Origin of the sequence: Roseivivax jejudonensis (genome assembly GCF_900172265.1) — a bacterium.
Taxonomy (GTDB): domain Bacteria; phylum Pseudomonadota; class Alphaproteobacteria; order Rhodobacterales; family Rhodobacteraceae; genus Roseivivax; species Roseivivax jejudonensis.
In genome coordinates this window covers 711,099-726,321 of the sequence record NZ_FWFK01000001.1, presented here as the reverse complement: position 1 = coordinate 726,321, position 15,223 = coordinate 711,099, and the positions used below count along the sequence as shown (strand labels likewise).

Below are 15,223 nucleotides of genomic sequence, written 5' to 3'. Positions count from 1 at the left end.
ACGGATCAGAGCGTGCGGTACATCACCAGCGCATCGACGAAGCCTTCGTTCGGGTGTCGGAAGGCACCGGGCAGGCGACCGACGATTTCGAAGCCGGCCCGCTCCCACGTGACGACCGCCCGCGTGTTCGTGGCGACGACGAAGTTGAACTGCATCGCGCGGTATCCCGCATCGCGCGCGGTGTCCAGCGCATGGGTCAGCATCGCCCGCGCGGCGCCGCGCCCCTCGGCCTCGGCCGCGGTGAGAAAGGCCGCGTTGCAGACGTGATCGCCGCCGCCGGGCTGGTTGTCTCGCAGGATGTAGGTTCCGATCGGGCCGTCTGTGCCATCGACGACAAACACCCGGTGTGCTGCCGAGAACCAGTAGGCGAGCGCGTCCCCGCTCGCGATGTCGCGCGGAACGGTGTAGGTCTCTCCGGCGCGGAACGTCGGCTCCATGATCCGCCAGAGCGCGGCCGCGTCCGCCTCGGTCGCCATGCGGATCGACAGCTCAGCCATCTGCAAGATCCGTCAGGACGGCGTGCGCTCGTTCGGCGTCCGCAGCGGGCACGAAGACATGATCGTGGCACAGGGCGGCGACCACGTTGCAGGCAATCCCGGCCTCGGTTAGTGCCGTGGAGACCGCCGCGGTCAGCCCAATCCCGTCGAGCGCAGAGTTGACCTGAAGCACGATGCGCCGCATCGGCAGCGCCGTATCGAGGCCCGCGGCGCGCGCGACCTCGAGCGGCAGGATCAGCGACAGGCCCTCGTCCTCGCGGAACGTCGCGAGGGCCTGCGCCATCAGTCCGGGATCGTCCGAGCCCGCGAAAATCCATTCGCCGGGCCCGAGCGCGGGTTGCATGCCGCGGATCATCGCGGCGGTGTCCCTGACGACCCCCGCCACGGATCAGAACGTTACGACCGCGCGGATCGACTTGCCCTCGTGCATCAGGTCGAAGCCCTCGTTGATCTTCTCGAGCGGCATGGTGTGGGTGATCATCGGATCGATCTCGATCTTGCCCGCCATGTACCAGTCGACGATCTTCGGAACGTCGGTGCGACCCTTCGCGCCGCCGAAGGCCGTGCCCTTCCAGACGCGGCCGGTCACCAACTGGAAGGGACGGGTGGAGATCTCTGCGCCCGCGGGCGCCACGCCGATGATGATCGACTCGCCCCAGCCCTTGTGCGCGCTTTCGAGCGCCGTGCGCATGACGCCGACGTTGCCGGTCGCGTCGAAGGTGTAGTCGCCGCCGCCGCCGGTCAGCTCGACAAGGTGCGCGACAAGATCGCCTTCGACGTCCCTGGGGTTCACGAAGTCGGTCATGCCGAAGCGTTCGGCCATCGACCGCTTCTCGGGGTTGAGGTCGACGCCGACGATCTGATCCGCACCGGCCATGCGCAGGCCCTGGATCACGTTCAGGCCGATCCCGCCGAGCCCGAAGACGATGGCACGGCAGCCGATCTCGGCCTTGGCGGTGTTGATCACGGCGCCGATGCCTGTCGTCACGCCGCAGCCGATGTAGCAGATCTTGTCGAAAGGCGCGTCCTTGTTGACCTTGGCCAGCGCGATCTCGGGAAGAACGGTGTGGTTGGCGAAGGTCGAGCAGCCCATGTAGTGATGCAGGACCGTGCCGTCGTCGAGGCTGAACCGCGAAGTGCCGTCGGGCATCATGCCCTTGCCCTGGGTGGCCCGGATCGCCTGGCAGAGGTTCGTCTTGCCCGAGAGGCAGTATTCGCATTCACGGCATTCCGGCGTGTAGAGCGGAATGACGTGATCTCCGGGCGCCACGCTGGTGACGCCCTCGCCGACTTCCAGAACGACGCCCGCGCCCTCGTGGCCGAGGATCGACGGAAAGAGTCCTTCGGGGTCCGCGCCCGACCGGGTGAACTCGTCGGTATGGCAGATCCCGGTCGCCTTGACCTCGATCAGCACTTCGCCGGCCTTCGGGCCGTCGAGGTTCACGTCCATGATCTCGAGCGGCTTTCCCGCTTCCATCGCCACCGCGGCCCGCGTCTTCATCGGTCTTCACTCCCGTGCCTGAACTGCCGGGAGACTGTGCGAAAGCGCTGCCTCCCGCAACCGGCGAAAGCGACGGATCGGTGCGCATTGGCGGCGTCAGAATTCGGCCCAGAGGCCCAGCTTCAGCCCGACGCTGTCGTCTCCGGTCACGCCGTATGTGCCGCCGACCTCTGCCGAGAGCGGACCGCGCAGCGGCATGACGAGCGAGGGGGCAAGACGTGCGAAGGCCGGATCGCCGGTCTGCTTGCCGGTCTGCAACTGCAATATGAGCCTGCGATCGGCGCGCAGGCGCAGGCCCCACGTCGCATCCAGTTTCACGTCCGCGCCGGTGCCGTCGAAGGGCTGCTCCAGAAGCGCATCGGTCGAGAGCCATCCGCCCTCCCAGCCACGCCCGACGCTCAGGCCCGGGCGCAGCACGTCGCGATCGTCGATCTTGCCGATACCCAGTTGCGCCGCGGCGCGCAGCGGCGCGTCCGCGGGCAGGACCGGATGCTGCGCGAAGGCGACGAGCTTTGCCTCGCCCGAGACCGACCGGCCGACATCGAGCCCGAGCGTGATCCGGTCCGTCAGACCGTATTCGAGGTAGAGCGCGTCATAGCGCCCATCCGGCGCCGCGCGGTCGACGTCGCCGAGATCCTGCGGCCATGTGAGGTTCACGGTGGCCGAAGCGAACCACGCGCCGCGCTCGCGCGGCCACGCGCCGGCCGCCGCATCGGTCACGAAAACACTCGTGGCACACACCAGTGCCGCCCAGACTCGCCAAACACACATCGGTCCGTCCCTTCACCGCGGCACGACATTGACGCGTTTGCGCGTCAACGGAACAGAAATATCGCCACGCGGCCGCTGGCCAGTGCCACTTCGCGCGTGCAAGATGCCGTTCGGTCACACTTCACCGCGGAAAGGGGCACATGACCGGATCCGTCATCACCGTGGCGCAGCAGAAGGGGGGCTCGGGCAAGACGACGCTCGCCGCCAATCTCGCCACCGGCTTTCTGCGGCAGGGCCGCTCCGTCGCCCTGATCGACACCGATCCGCAAGGGTCGCTCGGTCGCTGGTTCATGACCCGGCTCGAGGACTCCGACGGCGAGCCGGACCTCGAGTTCGCAACGTCCTCGGCCTGGGGCATCACCTACGAGACGCGAAAGCTCGCCGGCGCGCACGATATCGTCATCATCGATACGCCGCCCAAGGCCGACAGTGACCTGCGTCCCGCGCTGCGCGCGGCGGACCTCGTCATCGTGCCCGTTTCGATGAGCCACGTGGACCTGTGGGCGACCGAAGGCGTGCTGGACCTCGCGCGCCGCGAGGGCAAGGAAGCGCTGGTGGTGCTCAATCGCGCGCGGGCCAACACGCGGCTCGGCGCCGATGTCGGGGAGAAGGCGCAGGAGTTGATGGCGCGGATCGCCGCGACCCAGATCGCGAACCGGGTGGTCTACGCCGAGGCACTGGGGCAGGGCCGCGGCGCGGCCGAGGGTACCAAGACCCCGGCGCGCGCGGAGGTCGATGCCCTGACGGCGGAGGTGGCGGAGCTTCTGGCGAGCGGGTAGACCGGGCGCCGCGACCGGGGCCGAGCCCCGGCCATCCGAAGGAGCCGCCGATGACCGACGTTGCCGCACTGGCCGAGCTGATCCGCGCAGACGACGCAGCGCGGGGCCGCACGATCTCGCGGCTGGGTTATTTCTGCGCGCCGTTCCGGCCGGCATCGGGACCGTTCTCGGACCGTGTGATCAAGATCTATCGCGCGCTGCCCGATGCCGACGCGCTCGATCGGCTCGCATCGGCCCACGATGATTACGTCGCGGCGCTGCTCGGGGCCGGTGTGCCGATGCCCGAGACGTCGTTTCACCTCGTTCCGCTCGACGGCGCGCGGGTGCCGGTCATCGTGCAGCAGGCCCTGCCCGAAACGGCACTGATGCGGCCGCTGATGCAGTCAGCTCCGCGCGACGAGACCCTCGCGATGCTGCAGGCGGCGGGCGAGGTCATCGCGCGGTTCTGGCATGCCGTGCAGGACGAGGAGATGCGCATCGGCTTTCATCCGTCGATCCGCAACTTCGCCATCGTCGACGGCCGCGCGGTGTTCTTCGACACCTTCCCACCGCTCATCCACTATTCGCGCGCGGAGATGGGCCGACTCCTGCTGCAATTCTCGGACAAGCGCCTGATGCGTATCGTCGGCCCGCTGCTGCAGCGGCGGGTCACTGCGATTCAGGACGAATGGTATTCGCCGCCCGAGACTCTGGTCGGACTCGTCGGCTCGGCCTGCCGGCTGCGCCCCGAACACGCGGACGCCTACCTCGACTGGGGGCGGGAGTTCGCGCGCGCCGAAATGCGTCCCTGGGCGGATGCGGCGCAGGCCGGGCTCGATGCGCCGCCGCGCCTGCCGGGATACTGGACCGGGTTCCGTCGCCTGCTCGGCCTGCAGGGCGAGCCGAATGTCTGAGACGCTTCCCGCGCTCTATGCCCGGCGCGTGGCCGAGGACGCGCTCGAACCCGATCCGGCACAGGAAGAGGCGCTGCCGGCCTTCGAGCGGATTCGCGCGGAACTCGCCAAGCCGCGCAAGGGCGGCTTGTTCCGCAAGCCGCCGCCGCCGCCGAAGGGGCTCTACCTCTGGGGCGGAGTGGGGCGCGGCAAGTCCATGCTGATGGACCTCTTCGTCGAGACGTTGGACGTGCCGGCGCGCCGCGTGCACTTCCACGCCTTCATGCAGGAAGTACAGGCCGGCGTGCACGCCGAGCGGCAGAAGGGCCGCGACGACCCGATCGCGCCCGTGGCCAAGAGGGTGTCCGACAGCGTGACGCTTTTCGCGTTCGACGAGATGCAGATCACCGACATCGCCGACGCCATGATCGTCGGTCGGCTGTTCGAGAAGCTCTTCGCTGCCGGCTGCGTTGTCGTGACGACCTCCAATCGCGTTCCGGACGATCTCTACAAGGACGGGCTCAATCGCCACCTCTTCCTGCCGTTCATAGAGGTTCTGAAGGAAAACATGGAGGTGCGCGAGCTGACCGCCGCGCGCGACTACCGGCTCGACCGCCTGTCGGGCACGGAAGTCTACTTTGCGCCGAACGACGCGCGCGCCCGGTCCGAGATCGATGCCGTCTGGCAACGCTTGTCCGGCGGGCAGGAGGAGGCGCTGACCCTTTCGGTGCAGGGGCGCACGCTGGAGCTGCAGAGGTTTTCCAACGGTGCGGCCCGCGCGACCTTCTACGAGCTCTGCGGCAAGGCGCTCGGGCCCGCGGACTACCTCAAGCTGGCCGAGACGGTGCGGGTGCTCGTGCTCGAGGACGTGCCGCGGCTGGGACGGCAGAACTTCAACGAAGCCAAGCGCTTCGTCACGCTGATCGATGCCCTGTACGAGGCCGGCACGCGCCTGATCGTGTCGGCGGCGGCCGAGCCGGACTATCTTTACATTGAGGGGGCCGGTGCCTTCGAGTTCGAGCGAACCGCATCGCGATTGATGGAGATGAGGTCGGAGGCGTGGGGGGCGGACGAAAAAAGCGGGGCCCCGAAGGACCCCTAGGAGACTGCCCGTTAGCGGTTTCCGCCTGTCGTTCGCGATCCCGGGCGCCTGTTCCCGGAACCGACCTGATTACCGGGGACGGCCTGTCCGGAGCGCGCGCCGCAAATCGCGCCGCGCGGGAGGAATCCCCGTATCGTGCCTTGTCGTGACCGTCCCCCGCCGGTGGATGCCCATCTAGGATCTGTCCACCGATGTTGCCCTAGATGTGCCATATCCGCCCGAATCAGTCAATATATAGTATCAACATCAAGCAGAATGACGGCGAGCACATTTCGCCAACAAGATGTGTGGCAGATCTGCGAGTCTTATCAAGCGCCTGCGCGGCCTGGTGTCACCCGTTTTCCCGCAGGACCGCCCCGGCAAGGTAGAGTGACCCGCACAGGAGGATCCGCGCCTGCGGTGTTTCCGCGGCAATCCGGGACACCGCGTCGTACGCGTCGTTCGCGGTGTGCGCAACGAGCCCGGCGGCATCGGCCGCCGCTGCCGTGTCCTCGGCGGGCAGGGTATTCGCCTCGCCGGGGACGGGCACGGCGATCAGGTCGTCGACCGCGCCGGCGAAGGGGGCGAGAAAGCCGCGGATATCCTTCGTGTTGAGCATTCCGCAGACCAGCCGCGTCGGGCGCCGGGGCAAGGTTGCGAGGTGGGCAGCCAGAGCCGCGCCGGCGGCGGGGTTATGTCCGCCGTCGAGCCAGAGTTCCGCCTCGGGTGCAGCGTCCGCGAGCGGGCCATGGCGCAGCCGCTGAAACCGCGCCGGCCATTCCGCGCGCCGCATCGCTGCGTCCGGTCCCGCCTCGCCGGTTCCGAGACATCGCAGGACGGCCAACGCCGCGCCGGCGTTGTCGATCTGGTGACGGCCGGGCAGCACAGGCAGCGGCAGGTCCAGAAGCCCGGTCTCGTCCTGAAAGACAAGGCGGCCGTGCTCTTCGGCGACGTGCCAGTGCTGTCCATGAATATGTAGCGGCGCGCCCAGTTTCGCGCCGCGTGCCTCGATCACGTCCAGAGCTTCGTCCGCTTGCGGCCCGACGATGCAGGGCACGCCCCGTTTCAGGATGCCGGCCTTTTCGGTCGCGATCTCGGTCAACGTGTCTCCGAGATACTGCTGATGGTCGAGCGCCACGGGCGTTATGACGGTTGCCGCCGGGCAATCGATCACGTTCGTCGCGTCGAGCCGGCCTCCGAGCCCGACTTCGAGCAGCGTGAAGTCGGCCGGCGTCTCGGCGAAGGCGAGCAGCGCGGCGCAGGTCGTGATCTCGAAATACGTGATCGGGTCCGAGCCATTGGCCGCGTAGCACCGGTCCAGCACCTCGATCAGCGCCGGTTCGGAAATGAGGTCGCCGGCGACGCGAATACGCTCGTGGAACCGGGCGAGGTGCGGCGAGGTGTAGGCGTGAACCCGGTGGCCCTCGGCCTCGAGCCCCGCGCGGATCATCGCCTGGGTCGAGCCCTTGCCATTCGTGCCCGCCACGTGGATCACCGGCGGCAGGCGCCGTTCGGGATGGTCCAGCCGCTCAAGCAGGCGCCAGACCCTGTCGAGCGTCAGATCGATGACCTTGGGATGAAGCGCCATCATCCGCGACAGGATGTGGTCCGAGCCGACCCCGCTCATTCCCGGCCGGCGGCGGTCTTGCGCGCCGGCGCGTCGGTCGTTTCGCTCTCGTCCCCGATCTGGGGCGTTTCCTCGGCGATGCTCTCTGGCGGCGGCAGCTCGCCCCAGACCGGCGGCGGCATGTCGAGCAGCATGCGCAGCACCACGATCAGCTCGTCACGCATCTTGCGCCGGTCCGTCACCCGGTCGAGCATCCCGTGCTCAAGCAGGTATTCCGCGCGCTGGAAGCCTTCGGGCAGCTTCTCGCGGATCGTCTGTTCGATCACGCGCGGGCCGGCAAAGCAGATGAGCGCGCCCGGCTCTGCGATCTGGATATCGCCGAGCATCGCGTAGGAGGCCGTCACGCCCCCGGTCGTCGGGTGGGTCAGCACCACGATGTAGGGCAGGCCGGCTTCGCGCAGCATCTGTATGGCGACGGTCGTGCGCGGCATCTGCATCAGCGACAGGATGCCCTCCTGCATGCGCGCGCCACCGGCGGCGGAAAACAGGACCAGCGGCCGGCGCAGCCGCACGGCCTCTTCCGCGGCCTTGATGATGGCATTGCCGACGAACATGCCCATCGACCCGCCCATGAACGAAAAGTCCTGGGCGACCGCGACGATCGGCGTGCGTCCGATCTCGCCTTGCGCAACCAGCATCGCCTCTTTTTCGCCGGTGGCTTTCTGCGCCGCCTTCATGCGATCGGGATAGCGTTTCTGATCACGGAATTGCAGCGGATCGGCGACCGGTTCGGGCACCGCGATCTCGGAATACATGCCGCCGTCGAACAGCGCCTTGAAGCGCTTGCGCGGGGTGATGCCCATGTGATGTCCGCAATTGGAGCAGACATGCAGATTGTCCGACAGGTCACGGTGGAACAGCATCGTTCCGCAGCTGTCGCACTTGGTCCAGAGATTCTCGGGAACTTCGCGGCGCGAGAAGATCGAGTTGATCCGGGGGCGGACGTAGTTCGAGATCCAGTTCATCGCGGGTGTCCTGCGGCTCGGTGTCGGCGCAGGACTTAAGCCGCGGACGGGTCGAATGCAATCAAGCGGCGGCAGCGGCCGCGGGACGAGACGAGGCCGCGCGCAGCACGGCGAGGTAGTTCGGCGCAACCTGCATGCGCTCGCCGTGACCCTTTTCGATCATCATCCGGTGAAGCTTGGGAAGGTTGTGCGCCGGCACGTGCATCACGAGGTGGTGTTCGAGATGGTAGTTCACCCAGTAGGGCGCGACGAGCAGCCGTTCCAGCCACGTCGCGCGAGTCGTCCGCGTGTTGCGCAGGGGATCGTCCGAGAACTCGACCGCGCCGTGTTCGGCGATGTTGCGAATCCGCAGAACCGCCTGGAACCAAGTCAGCAGCGGCAGCGCCCAGAACGCGAACCATGACCACCAGAGCCCGGTGATTGCCCAGAGCACAGCGAAGAGCACGGCGTTCGCGATGATGGCGCGGCCGATCACGGGTCCGGAAAACGCCTGGGCGAGGTCCTGGCTCGATGGCTGGCCTTCGACTTCGCCGGCCATCTTGAACGCGAACATGATCTGTTGCGCGCGCTGCTTGATGCCGGTCTGCCCGGTCAGGTCGCGGATCAGTTTGCGGCGCAGCGATGCGGGGGTCGTCGGAAACGGCTTCGACAGGCGCAGGTCGGGGTCGCGTTCCGTCTGCGTGTAGCGATGGTGGGTCAGGTGGTAGTGGCGATACTCCGGCAGGTCGGCGATGATCGGCCGTCCGCAGAGCCATTCTCCGACCCATTCGTTGATCGCGCGCGTTTTGAAAAGCGCGTTGTGTGCCGCCTCGTGCATCAGGATCGCGAGGCCGAGCTGTCGCGACCCGATGACGACGACGGCAAGAAGAAAGGTCAGCGGGTTGGGCCAGACGGCAAAGACCGCGGCGGCGGCGAGGATGAGGCCCCAGCAGTGGATCACGAGCCACACGCCCCACGCGTCAGAGCGGGCGGAAAGCCCTCGGATCTCGTCTGAGGTGAAGAATGCCTTGCCCGGTGTCATCTGGTGTCTCCCGCAGGCGCGGGCGCCCTTCGAATACCCGCGCGCGTGAATAGCCTGCGCCCGCGGCGACGATCCTGTCAAATCACGGCGCGCGGAACGTTGCGTCGCGTCGTCCGGCGGCCCGGGCGCGGCACTTCGGCGGCTTTGCACCTTTGGCCCGGCGGGCTAGACCGTGACGTCGAAGCGGACGACACGGAGGACCGGATGCTCATCGTGATTTCGCCGGCCAAGCGGCTCGACTGGACCGAACGACGGGTGGACACGACGCAGCCCGCCTTCGCGCACGACGCGCTGCGCCTGGCCAAGACCGCCCGCAACCTGCCGCTGCGCGACCTGAAGGCCCTGATGGACCTGTCCGACGATCTTGCGCGGCTCAATCGCGACCGCTTTCGCGCCTACGCCGAAACGCCGGCCGAGGCCGATGTCCGTCCCGCCGCCCTCGCGTTCGCCGGGGACACCTACCAAGGGCTCGAGGCCGGCTCGCTCGACGCCGACGAGATGGCGTGGGCGCAGGATCACCTGCGGATCCTGTCCGGTCTCTACGGTCTTCTGCGGCCCCGCGACGCGATCCAGCCCTACAGGCTCGAGATGGGCTCGAAACTGCACACGCGGCGGGGCGAGACGCTCTACGCATACTGGGGCGATCAGCTTGCGAAAGCGCTGAACGATCAGGCAGAGGCGGTCGGCACCGGGACGCTCGTGAACTGCGCAAGTCAGGAGTATTTCGGCGCTGTGCCCGACCGTACGCTGAAGCTCGACGTGGTCACGCCGCAATTCATGGAAGACAAGAACGGAACCCCGAAGGTCGTGAGCTTCTACGCCAAGCGCGCCCGTGGCGCGATGGCGCGTTTCATCGTGCAGAACCGGCTGACCGATCCGGCGTCGCTGCGTGACTTCGATGCCGGCGGCTATGCCTATCGTGACGATCTGTCGGAGCCCGGCCGCCCGGTGTTCGTGCGTCCGGCGGAGTGACGGTCAGGCCCGGTCGGGCAATGTCGCGCCATAGCGCTCCAGCACTGCGAAAAGCGCGTCCTTCCGCAGCGGTTTGCTGAGGAAATCGTCGAGCCCGTGCGCGAGGATGGTTTCGCGGTCGCCCTCCATGGCGTGGGCGGTGACGGCGACGATCGGCACGCGGGGCGCGTCGCCTTCCAGGGCGCGGATCGCGCGGGTCGCCTCGCGGCCGTCCATCTCCGGCATCGAGACATCCATGAATATGAGGTCTGGCCGTTTCTCGCGGAACGCCGCGACCGCTTCGCATCCGTTGCGCGCGTGACGCAAGGCGACCGGCGCGTCTGCCACCATTTTCGAGAAGACCAGCCGGTTCGTGCGGTTGTCCTCGGCCAGCAGAACGTCGATCCGGGCGTCAGCAGCTCCGGCCCCGGTTTCGGGCGTGCCATCGTGGTGGGAGGTCGCTTCAGGTGGAGCGAGAGACTGCAGCGCGTGGAACAAGGCGCGGCGCGGGGTCGGCGTCTGAAGAGTCGCGGCGAACGACGCGTTCTCTGTCAGAGGCGGCGCGGTGTCTCCGGTCGTGCCGGCGATCAGGATGACTGGCGCGCTCAGGCCCCGCGCGCGCCATGTCCGCACGAGATCGGTGCCGGTCATGTCACCCAGATCCTGCGAGACGATCGCCACGTTCCAGTCCGGCGCACGCGACAGCGCGGCGTCGCCCGTGGTGCAGGTGTCGCACGCGATGCGCGCCGCGCCGAGCTGGCGGCTCAGGATTTCGGCGTTCAGCGCGTTCGGCTCCACGATCAGCGCGCGGCGCAGAAAGGCCGGGACCGGCGGGCGCGGGATGCCGTCGACCTCGTCTGTCGGAAGGTCGATGCGGAACCCGAAGCACGAGCCTTCGCCTGCGCGGCTCTCGACCCAGACCTCGCCGCCCATCAGGGTGACCAGACGCTTCGAGATCGCGAGGCCCAGCCCCGTGCCCTCGAACCGGCGGTTTCTCTCGTCCTCGACCTGATTGAACTCGCCGAAGATGTGGCCGAGCTTGTCCTCTGGGATGCCGATGCCGGTATCCTCGACCGCTACGTGCACGGTCGCCCGTCCATCGCGGACCATGCCGGTCACGCGGATGACGATCTGTCCGCGCATTGTGAACTTTGCCGCGTTGCCGACGAGGTTGATCAAAACCTGCCGGATCCGCGGCGCATCGCCGGTGAAGCGTGTGGGCAGGAACAGGTCGTAATCGACGAGCAGTGCGAGGCCCTTTTCGCGCGTCGCCGGCAGCACGAGCAGCACCACATCGTGCAAGATCTGTTCGAGGTCGAACTCTTCGGACCGGAGGGTCAGCTTCTGCGCCTCGATCTTGGAATAGTCGAGCACGTCGTTGATGATGTCGAGAAGCGCCTCTGCCGAACTGTGGATGGTCTCTGCGTACACGCGTTGATCGTCGGCGAGCCGCGTGTCCATCAGCAGCTCTGCCATCCCGAGGATGCCGTTCATCGGCGTGCGGATCTCGTGGCTCATGTTGGCGAGGAACGCGGATTTCGCGCGGTTTGCGGCCTCCGCCCGTTCCGTCGCCCGTTCGAGATCGCGCTGCACGGTTTTCAGCTGGGTGATGTCGACCCGGAGGCCCACCCGGCCGCCATCGGTGGTCCGCTTCTCGTAGATCCGCAGCCAGCGGCCATCGGCCAGCATCTGCTCGATCTCGCATTCCGGCGCGCGGTGGCGGGCGAGCCTGTCTTCGAGCCAGGCCTCCTCCCGGCCGATCGCGTCGGCGTATTGCTGCCGCGCCAGGCCGTAGCGCAGGATCTCCTCGAAGGTGGCGCCGGGCCGGATCGCCGGCGCGCTGTCCGCGTAGATCCGGCGATACGGGGCGTTGCAGGTGACGAGCCGGTCCTCGCTGTCGTAGAGGACGAACCCGTCGGGCAGCTCCTGCACGGCCGCCCACATGCGCATGAGGTCGGTCATGTCGGCAACGAGGCTGACGATCCCGCCCGTGGGCGTGCGCTGGTTGTGGATCTTGAGGAAGGTGCCGTCCCACAGCCGGACGTTGACCGGCTCCGGTTCGGGGTCCTGCCAGCCGCGGCACAGCCGCGCGCGCACCGTTTCGGGGGGCTCGGCCTGAAGGTCCGCGATCCCCTCATCGATCAAGAGGTCGACGAAATGGGTGTAGTGTGCGCCGATCCCGGCGGTAACGATCCCGTCGAACATCCCGAGATAGGCGCGGTTCGCCAGTTCGAGCCGCCCCTTTGCGTTCCACAGGCCGAACCCGTCGCGGATCGAGTCGAGCGCCTGCCAGAGCTGTCCCTCGATCAGCGCGAGACGTTCGGTCGTCTGCCCCAGTTCTGAGCGGACGCGGACGTTCTCGTGCTCGACACTTGCAGCGCGCGCCCGGGTTTCCGAGATTTCTTCGCTCAGGCTGCGCGCGTGCAGTCCGAGCTTGCGGTTCGCCTCGGTCAGTTCGGCGCGCTTCTGTTCCAGCAAGAGCTCCGCGGCGAGCCGGGCGCGGCGTTCCTCGGCAAGCTTGCGGGCAAGCGACATGTCCGCCTCCGTGACTGCACGCGGGGTTGTGCGCGGAAGTCGGTGAACATCGTCCTAACGGTGCGTTGCGGTTCCCTGCGTTGCACCATGACACACCCTCGTGGCACCATGCGGATGTCGCGCTTTCGAGGACCGAACACGATGCGCCGCCGTCTCAACTGTCACCCAACCGCCTGCATCTCTGGCACCCGCCCGACTCGTGGTGCGAGGTCCGACGCATGATCAGCGAAACCGTGGCCGAGATCCGCTGGCGCGCGCTCGATCGGGAAGGCCGCGATTCCTGTCGGCTCGTGCGTCAGCACGATGACGGTTGGATGCTGCTGGGCCATGCGCGGTTCCGGGCAGCCGGCAGCGAAAGCCGGATCGACTACCTCGTGCGATGCGATCCGGACTGGCACACGCTCGGCGCGGACGTCACCGGTATCTGGGACGGCACGCGGGTCGCCCTTCACATCGTGCGCGAGGGCCCGACATGGACGCTGAACCAGCAGCGGCAGGACGGGCTCGACGATGCGGTCGACATCGATCTCTCATTCACGCCGGCCACCAACCTAATGCCGATCCGCCGGATGCCGGAGATCGGCGGCGTGTCGGTCCGCGCGGCCTGGCTGAGTGCCCCGGGCGCTCCGCTCGGGCCGCTCGATCAACGCTACACGCGCGGGCGCGGCGGCATCGTGCACTACGCGGCGGAGCAGACCGGGTTTTCCACCGATCTGCGGGTCGCATCCTCGGGATTCGTGACCGAGTACCCCGGCTTGTGGGAAGCGCAGGGCCCGGTGTGAGCCGCCCCGCGCTTCGCCTTTGGCTCAGATGCGCTCGAACGCCAGCGCTATGCCCTGTCCGCCGCCGATACACATCGTCACCAGCGCCCGGCGGCCGCCCGTACGCTCCAGCTCGTAGAGCGCTTTGACCGTCAGGATCGCACCGGTCGCCCCAACGGGATGACCGAGCGCGATCGCGCCGCCGTTCGGGTTGACCTTGGCCGGGTCGAGGCCGAGCCCGCGATTGACGGCGATGGCCTGCGCCGCGAACGCTTCGTTCGACTCGATCACGTCGAAATCCTCGGCCGAGAGGCCAGTCTTTTTCAGCAGTCGCTCGACCGCCGGGATGGGCCCGATCCCCATGACCTCGGGGCGCACACCGGAATGGGCGTAGCCGATGATACGGGCGCGCGGCGTCGCGCCGGCCTTTTCGGCCGCGTCCGCGGTGGCCAGCGTGATCGCTGCCGCGCCGTCGTTGATCCCACTCGCGTTGCCCGCGGTCACGGTGCCGTCCTTCTTGAAGACCGGTTTCAGCCCCGCGAGTTTCTCGAGCGAGGTCTCCTTCATGTGCTCGTCGGTGTCGAAGGGGACCATGTCGCGTTTCACGCGGACCTCGATGGGCGCGATCTGATCCTTGAAGTAGCCGGCATCCCGCGCGGCAGTCGCGCGGCGCTGGCTTTCCATCGCGAACGCGTCCTGGTCCTCGCGGCTCACCTGGTGCTCGTCAGACACGTTCTCGGCTGTGACACCCATGTGGCCCGTGCCGAACGGGCAATTGAGCGCGCCCAGCATCATGTCGAGCGTCTTCACGTCGCCCATCTTGGCGCCGAAGCGCTGTTCGGGCACGATGTACGGCGCGCGCGACATGTTTTCGGCGCCGCCGGCCAGCGCGATGTCGGCGTCGCCCATGGCAACGGCCTGGATGGCCGACACGATGGCCTGCGCGCCGGATCCGCACAGTCGGTTGACGTTTATCGCCGGCACGGTGTCGGGCACGCCGGCATCCATCGCCGCCACACGCGACAGGTACATGTCGCGCGGCTCGGTGTTGATGACGTGGCCGAAGAAGACCTGCCCGATCTGGCCGCCGTCGAGGCCCGCACGCTCCAGCGCGGCCCTGGTGGCTGTCGCGCCGAGCGTGATCGGCGGCGTGCCGGCGAGGCTGCCGCCGAAGGTGCCGATCGCGGTGCGGGCGCCCGAGAGAATGACGATATCGTCGCGCATGAGGATTCTCCTTCCCGTGTCGGGGCCGACTATGCCGGGCCGCGGATCGATTGTCAGCGCGGACGACGCGTCAGCGGTCCGGCCCGCCCCAGTGGACCACGAGGGGGCCGTTCTCCCCGAAGATCGGATCCGTGTCCGGTCGGCTCAGCGCGGCGATGTCGGCGATATGCGACTCGCGCCGATCCTCGGGGGCGCGCAGGATCGTGCCTGCGGGCTGGTCCTTCGGATAGCCGCCGCAGATCGCGAAGTCGTCGCTCTGCGCGATGCGGCAATGGCCGACACCCGCAGGCAGGATCAGCACATCACCCGCGTTGACGCGGAGCGTCTCTCCGGACGGGCCGCCGATCCTGAGGTCGGACCAGCCCGATGCGGCGGTCAGGACCTCGTGCGCGTCGTGGTGGTAATGCTCGTAGTCGAAGACCGTCGACGTCCACGTATTGTGCCAGCCATTCGCTTCGTAGAGCGCGCGGATTGCGGAATCGCCCGCCTCGGGGTCGACCGCCGCGCGGATCACGAGGACCGGCAGGTCCGGGTTGTTCGGCACGACGCCGTCGTCTGCGAACAGCAGCGTCTGCGTTTCGGGATCGGGGTTCGTCTTGGCAAGGCTGGCCATGGTCGTCTCTCCGGGTGGGCGTGCG

The 15,223-nt window shown here is 67.9% G+C and carries 15 protein-coding genes; 5 read left to right on the top strand and 10 right to left on the bottom strand.

The genetic code is table 11. The features are described from left to right. Positions 1 to 5: 5 nt before the first annotated feature. From ROJ8625_RS03650 to ROJ8625_RS03635, 4 genes are all read right to left on the bottom strand, one after another. Positions 6 to 497, bottom strand: coding sequence for a GNAT family N-acetyltransferase (locus ROJ8625_RS03650; protein ID WP_200813269.1), 492 nt, complete (start codon positions 495 to 497; stop codon positions 6 to 8). Beyond that, complete coding sequence (locus tag ROJ8625_RS03645) at positions 490 to 852, bottom strand: ACT domain-containing protein (protein WP_085790461.1); 363 nt, start codon at positions 850 to 852, stop codon at positions 490 to 492. The genes ROJ8625_RS03650 and ROJ8625_RS03645 overlap by 8 nt, the downstream gene beginning before the upstream one ends. 33 nt (positions 853 to 885) lie before the next feature. Then, positions 886 to 1,998 carry an S-(hydroxymethyl)glutathione dehydrogenase/class III alcohol dehydrogenase gene (locus ROJ8625_RS03640; protein WP_085790460.1) on the bottom strand — a complete coding sequence of 371 codons (1,113 nt, stop codon included), beginning with the start codon at positions 1,996 to 1,998 and terminating at the stop codon, positions 886 to 888. Between the two features lie 96 nt (positions 1,999 to 2,094). Continuing rightward, positions 2,095 to 2,718 (bottom strand): hypothetical protein, encoded by a 624-nt coding sequence (locus ROJ8625_RS03635; RefSeq protein ID WP_234984155.1) that lies wholly within the window; start codon positions 2,716 to 2,718, stop codon positions 2,095 to 2,097. Between the two features lie 191 nt (positions 2,719 to 2,909). On the opposite strand from ROJ8625_RS03635, the gene parA reads away from it, so the two are divergent. Genes parA through zapE form a run of 3 tightly spaced genes read left to right on the top strand, consistent with a single transcriptional unit; the run spans position 2,910 to position 5,522 of the window. Then, on the top strand, positions 2,910 to 3,548 hold the full coding sequence (parA, locus tag ROJ8625_RS03630) for a ParA family partition ATPase (RefSeq protein ID WP_085790458.1): 639 nt from the start codon (positions 2,910 to 2,912) through the stop codon (positions 3,546 to 3,548). Between the two features lie 50 nt (positions 3,549 to 3,598). Next, positions 3,599 to 4,441 (top strand): DUF6206 family protein, encoded by an 843-nt coding sequence (locus tag ROJ8625_RS03625; RefSeq protein WP_085790457.1) that lies wholly within the window; start codon positions 3,599 to 3,601, stop codon positions 4,439 to 4,441. After that, entirely contained in the window at positions 4,434 to 5,522 is a 1,089-nt protein-coding gene (gene zapE / locus ROJ8625_RS03620; protein WP_085790456.1) for a cell division protein ZapE, read from the top strand. The genes ROJ8625_RS03625 and zapE overlap by 8 nt, the downstream gene beginning before the upstream one ends. A 331-nt stretch (positions 5,523 to 5,853) precedes the next feature. Here the strand turns inward: zapE and ROJ8625_RS03615 are convergent, their stop codons facing one another. The 3 genes from ROJ8625_RS03615 to ROJ8625_RS03605 form a co-directional block, all read right to left on the bottom strand. Continuing rightward, positions 5,854 to 7,128: a bifunctional folylpolyglutamate synthase/dihydrofolate synthase gene (locus ROJ8625_RS03615; protein ID WP_085790455.1), complete on the bottom strand. Its 1,275-nt coding sequence runs from the start codon at positions 7,126 to 7,128 to the stop codon at positions 5,854 to 5,856. Then, a complete protein-coding gene (gene accD, locus ROJ8625_RS03610; protein WP_085790454.1) occupies positions 7,125 to 8,093 on the bottom strand; it encodes an acetyl-CoA carboxylase, carboxyltransferase subunit beta in 969 nt (322 codons plus the stop codon). Before accD ends, ROJ8625_RS03615 begins: the two co-directional genes overlap by 4 nt. Positions 8,094 to 8,154: 61 nt before the next feature. Beyond that, positions 8,155 to 9,114 carry a fatty acid desaturase family protein gene (locus ROJ8625_RS03605; RefSeq protein WP_085790453.1) on the bottom strand — a complete coding sequence of 320 codons (960 nt, stop codon included), beginning with the start codon at positions 9,112 to 9,114 and terminating at the stop codon, positions 8,155 to 8,157. A 204-nt stretch (positions 9,115 to 9,318) separates the two neighbouring features. Here ROJ8625_RS03605 and yaaA point away from each other — a divergent pair, with 204 nt between their 5' ends. Beyond that, entirely contained in the window at positions 9,319 to 10,086 is a 768-nt protein-coding gene (gene yaaA, locus ROJ8625_RS03600; RefSeq protein WP_085790452.1) for a peroxide stress protein YaaA, read from the top strand. 3 nt (positions 10,087 to 10,089) lie between these two features. Here yaaA and ROJ8625_RS03595 read toward each other — a convergent pair whose 3' ends face one another. Continuing rightward, positions 10,090 to 12,600: a response regulator gene (locus ROJ8625_RS03595; RefSeq protein ID WP_085790451.1), complete on the bottom strand. Its 2,511-nt coding sequence runs from the start codon at positions 12,598 to 12,600 to the stop codon at positions 10,090 to 10,092. 218 nt (positions 12,601 to 12,818) lie between these two features. Between ROJ8625_RS03595 and ROJ8625_RS03590 the strand changes: the two genes are divergently transcribed. Then, positions 12,819 to 13,382: a putative glycolipid-binding domain-containing protein gene (locus ROJ8625_RS03590; RefSeq protein ID WP_234984154.1), complete on the top strand. Its 564-nt coding sequence runs from the start codon at positions 12,819 to 12,821 to the stop codon at positions 13,380 to 13,382. Positions 13,383 to 13,406: 24 nt separating this feature from the next. Here ROJ8625_RS03590 and ROJ8625_RS03585 read toward each other — a convergent pair whose 3' ends face one another. Together ROJ8625_RS03585 and ROJ8625_RS03580 are read right to left on the bottom strand one after the other, a co-directional pair. Then, a complete protein-coding gene (locus ROJ8625_RS03585) occupies positions 13,407 to 14,585 on the bottom strand; it encodes an acetyl-CoA C-acyltransferase family protein (protein ID WP_085790450.1) in 1,179 nt (392 codons plus the stop codon). Positions 14,586 to 14,655: 70 nt separating this feature from the next. Next, the gene (locus ROJ8625_RS03580; protein WP_143535028.1) at positions 14,656 to 15,198 is read right to left on the bottom strand and encodes a cupin domain-containing protein; all 543 of its coding nucleotides are present in this window, start codon (positions 15,196 to 15,198) and stop codon (positions 14,656 to 14,658) included. Between the last annotated feature and the right edge of the window lie 25 nt (positions 15,199 to 15,223).

What these genes read in the sequence shown, in the direction of transcription:
- ROJ8625_RS03650 (WP_200813269.1), bottom strand. Translation starts at nt 497, where the DNA reads ATGGCTGAGCTGTCGATCCGCATGGCGACCGAGGCGGACGCGGCCGCG.
- ROJ8625_RS03645 (WP_085790461.1), bottom strand. Translation starts at nt 852, where the DNA reads ATGATCCGCGGCATGCAACCCGCGCTCGGGCCCGGCGAATGGATTTTC.
- ROJ8625_RS03640 (WP_085790460.1), bottom strand. Translation starts at nt 1,998, where the DNA reads ATGAAGACGCGGGCCGCGGTGGCGATGGAAGCGGGAAAGCCGCTCGAG.
- parA (WP_085790458.1), top strand. Translation starts at nt 2,910, where the DNA reads ATGACCGGATCCGTCATCACCGTGGCGCAGCAGAAGGGGGGCTCGGGC.
- ROJ8625_RS03625 (WP_085790457.1), top strand. Translation starts at nt 3,599, where the DNA reads ATGACCGACGTTGCCGCACTGGCCGAGCTGATCCGCGCAGACGACGCA.
- zapE (WP_085790456.1), top strand. Translation starts at nt 4,434, where the DNA reads ATGTCTGAGACGCTTCCCGCGCTCTATGCCCGGCGCGTGGCCGAGGAC.
- ROJ8625_RS03615 (WP_085790455.1), bottom strand. Translation starts at nt 7,128, where the DNA reads ATGAGCGGGGTCGGCTCGGACCACATCCTGTCGCGGATGATGGCGCTT.
- accD (WP_085790454.1), bottom strand. Translation starts at nt 8,093, where the DNA reads ATGAACTGGATCTCGAACTACGTCCGCCCCCGGATCAACTCGATCTTC.
- ROJ8625_RS03605 (WP_085790453.1), bottom strand. Translation starts at nt 9,114, where the DNA reads ATGACACCGGGCAAGGCATTCTTCACCTCAGACGAGATCCGAGGGCTT.
- yaaA (WP_085790452.1), top strand. Translation starts at nt 9,319, where the DNA reads ATGCTCATCGTGATTTCGCCGGCCAAGCGGCTCGACTGGACCGAACGA.
- ROJ8625_RS03595 (WP_085790451.1), bottom strand. Translation starts at nt 12,600, where the DNA reads ATGTCGCTTGCCCGCAAGCTTGCCGAGGAACGCCGCGCCCGGCTCGCC.
- ROJ8625_RS03590 (WP_234984154.1), top strand. Translation starts at nt 12,819, where the DNA reads ATGATCAGCGAAACCGTGGCCGAGATCCGCTGGCGCGCGCTCGATCGG.
- ROJ8625_RS03585 (WP_085790450.1), bottom strand. Translation starts at nt 14,585, where the DNA reads ATGCGCGACGATATCGTCATTCTCTCGGGCGCCCGCACCGCGATCGGC.
- ROJ8625_RS03580 (WP_143535028.1), bottom strand. Translation starts at nt 15,198, where the DNA reads ATGGCCAGCCTTGCCAAGACGAACCCCGATCCCGAAACGCAGACGCTG.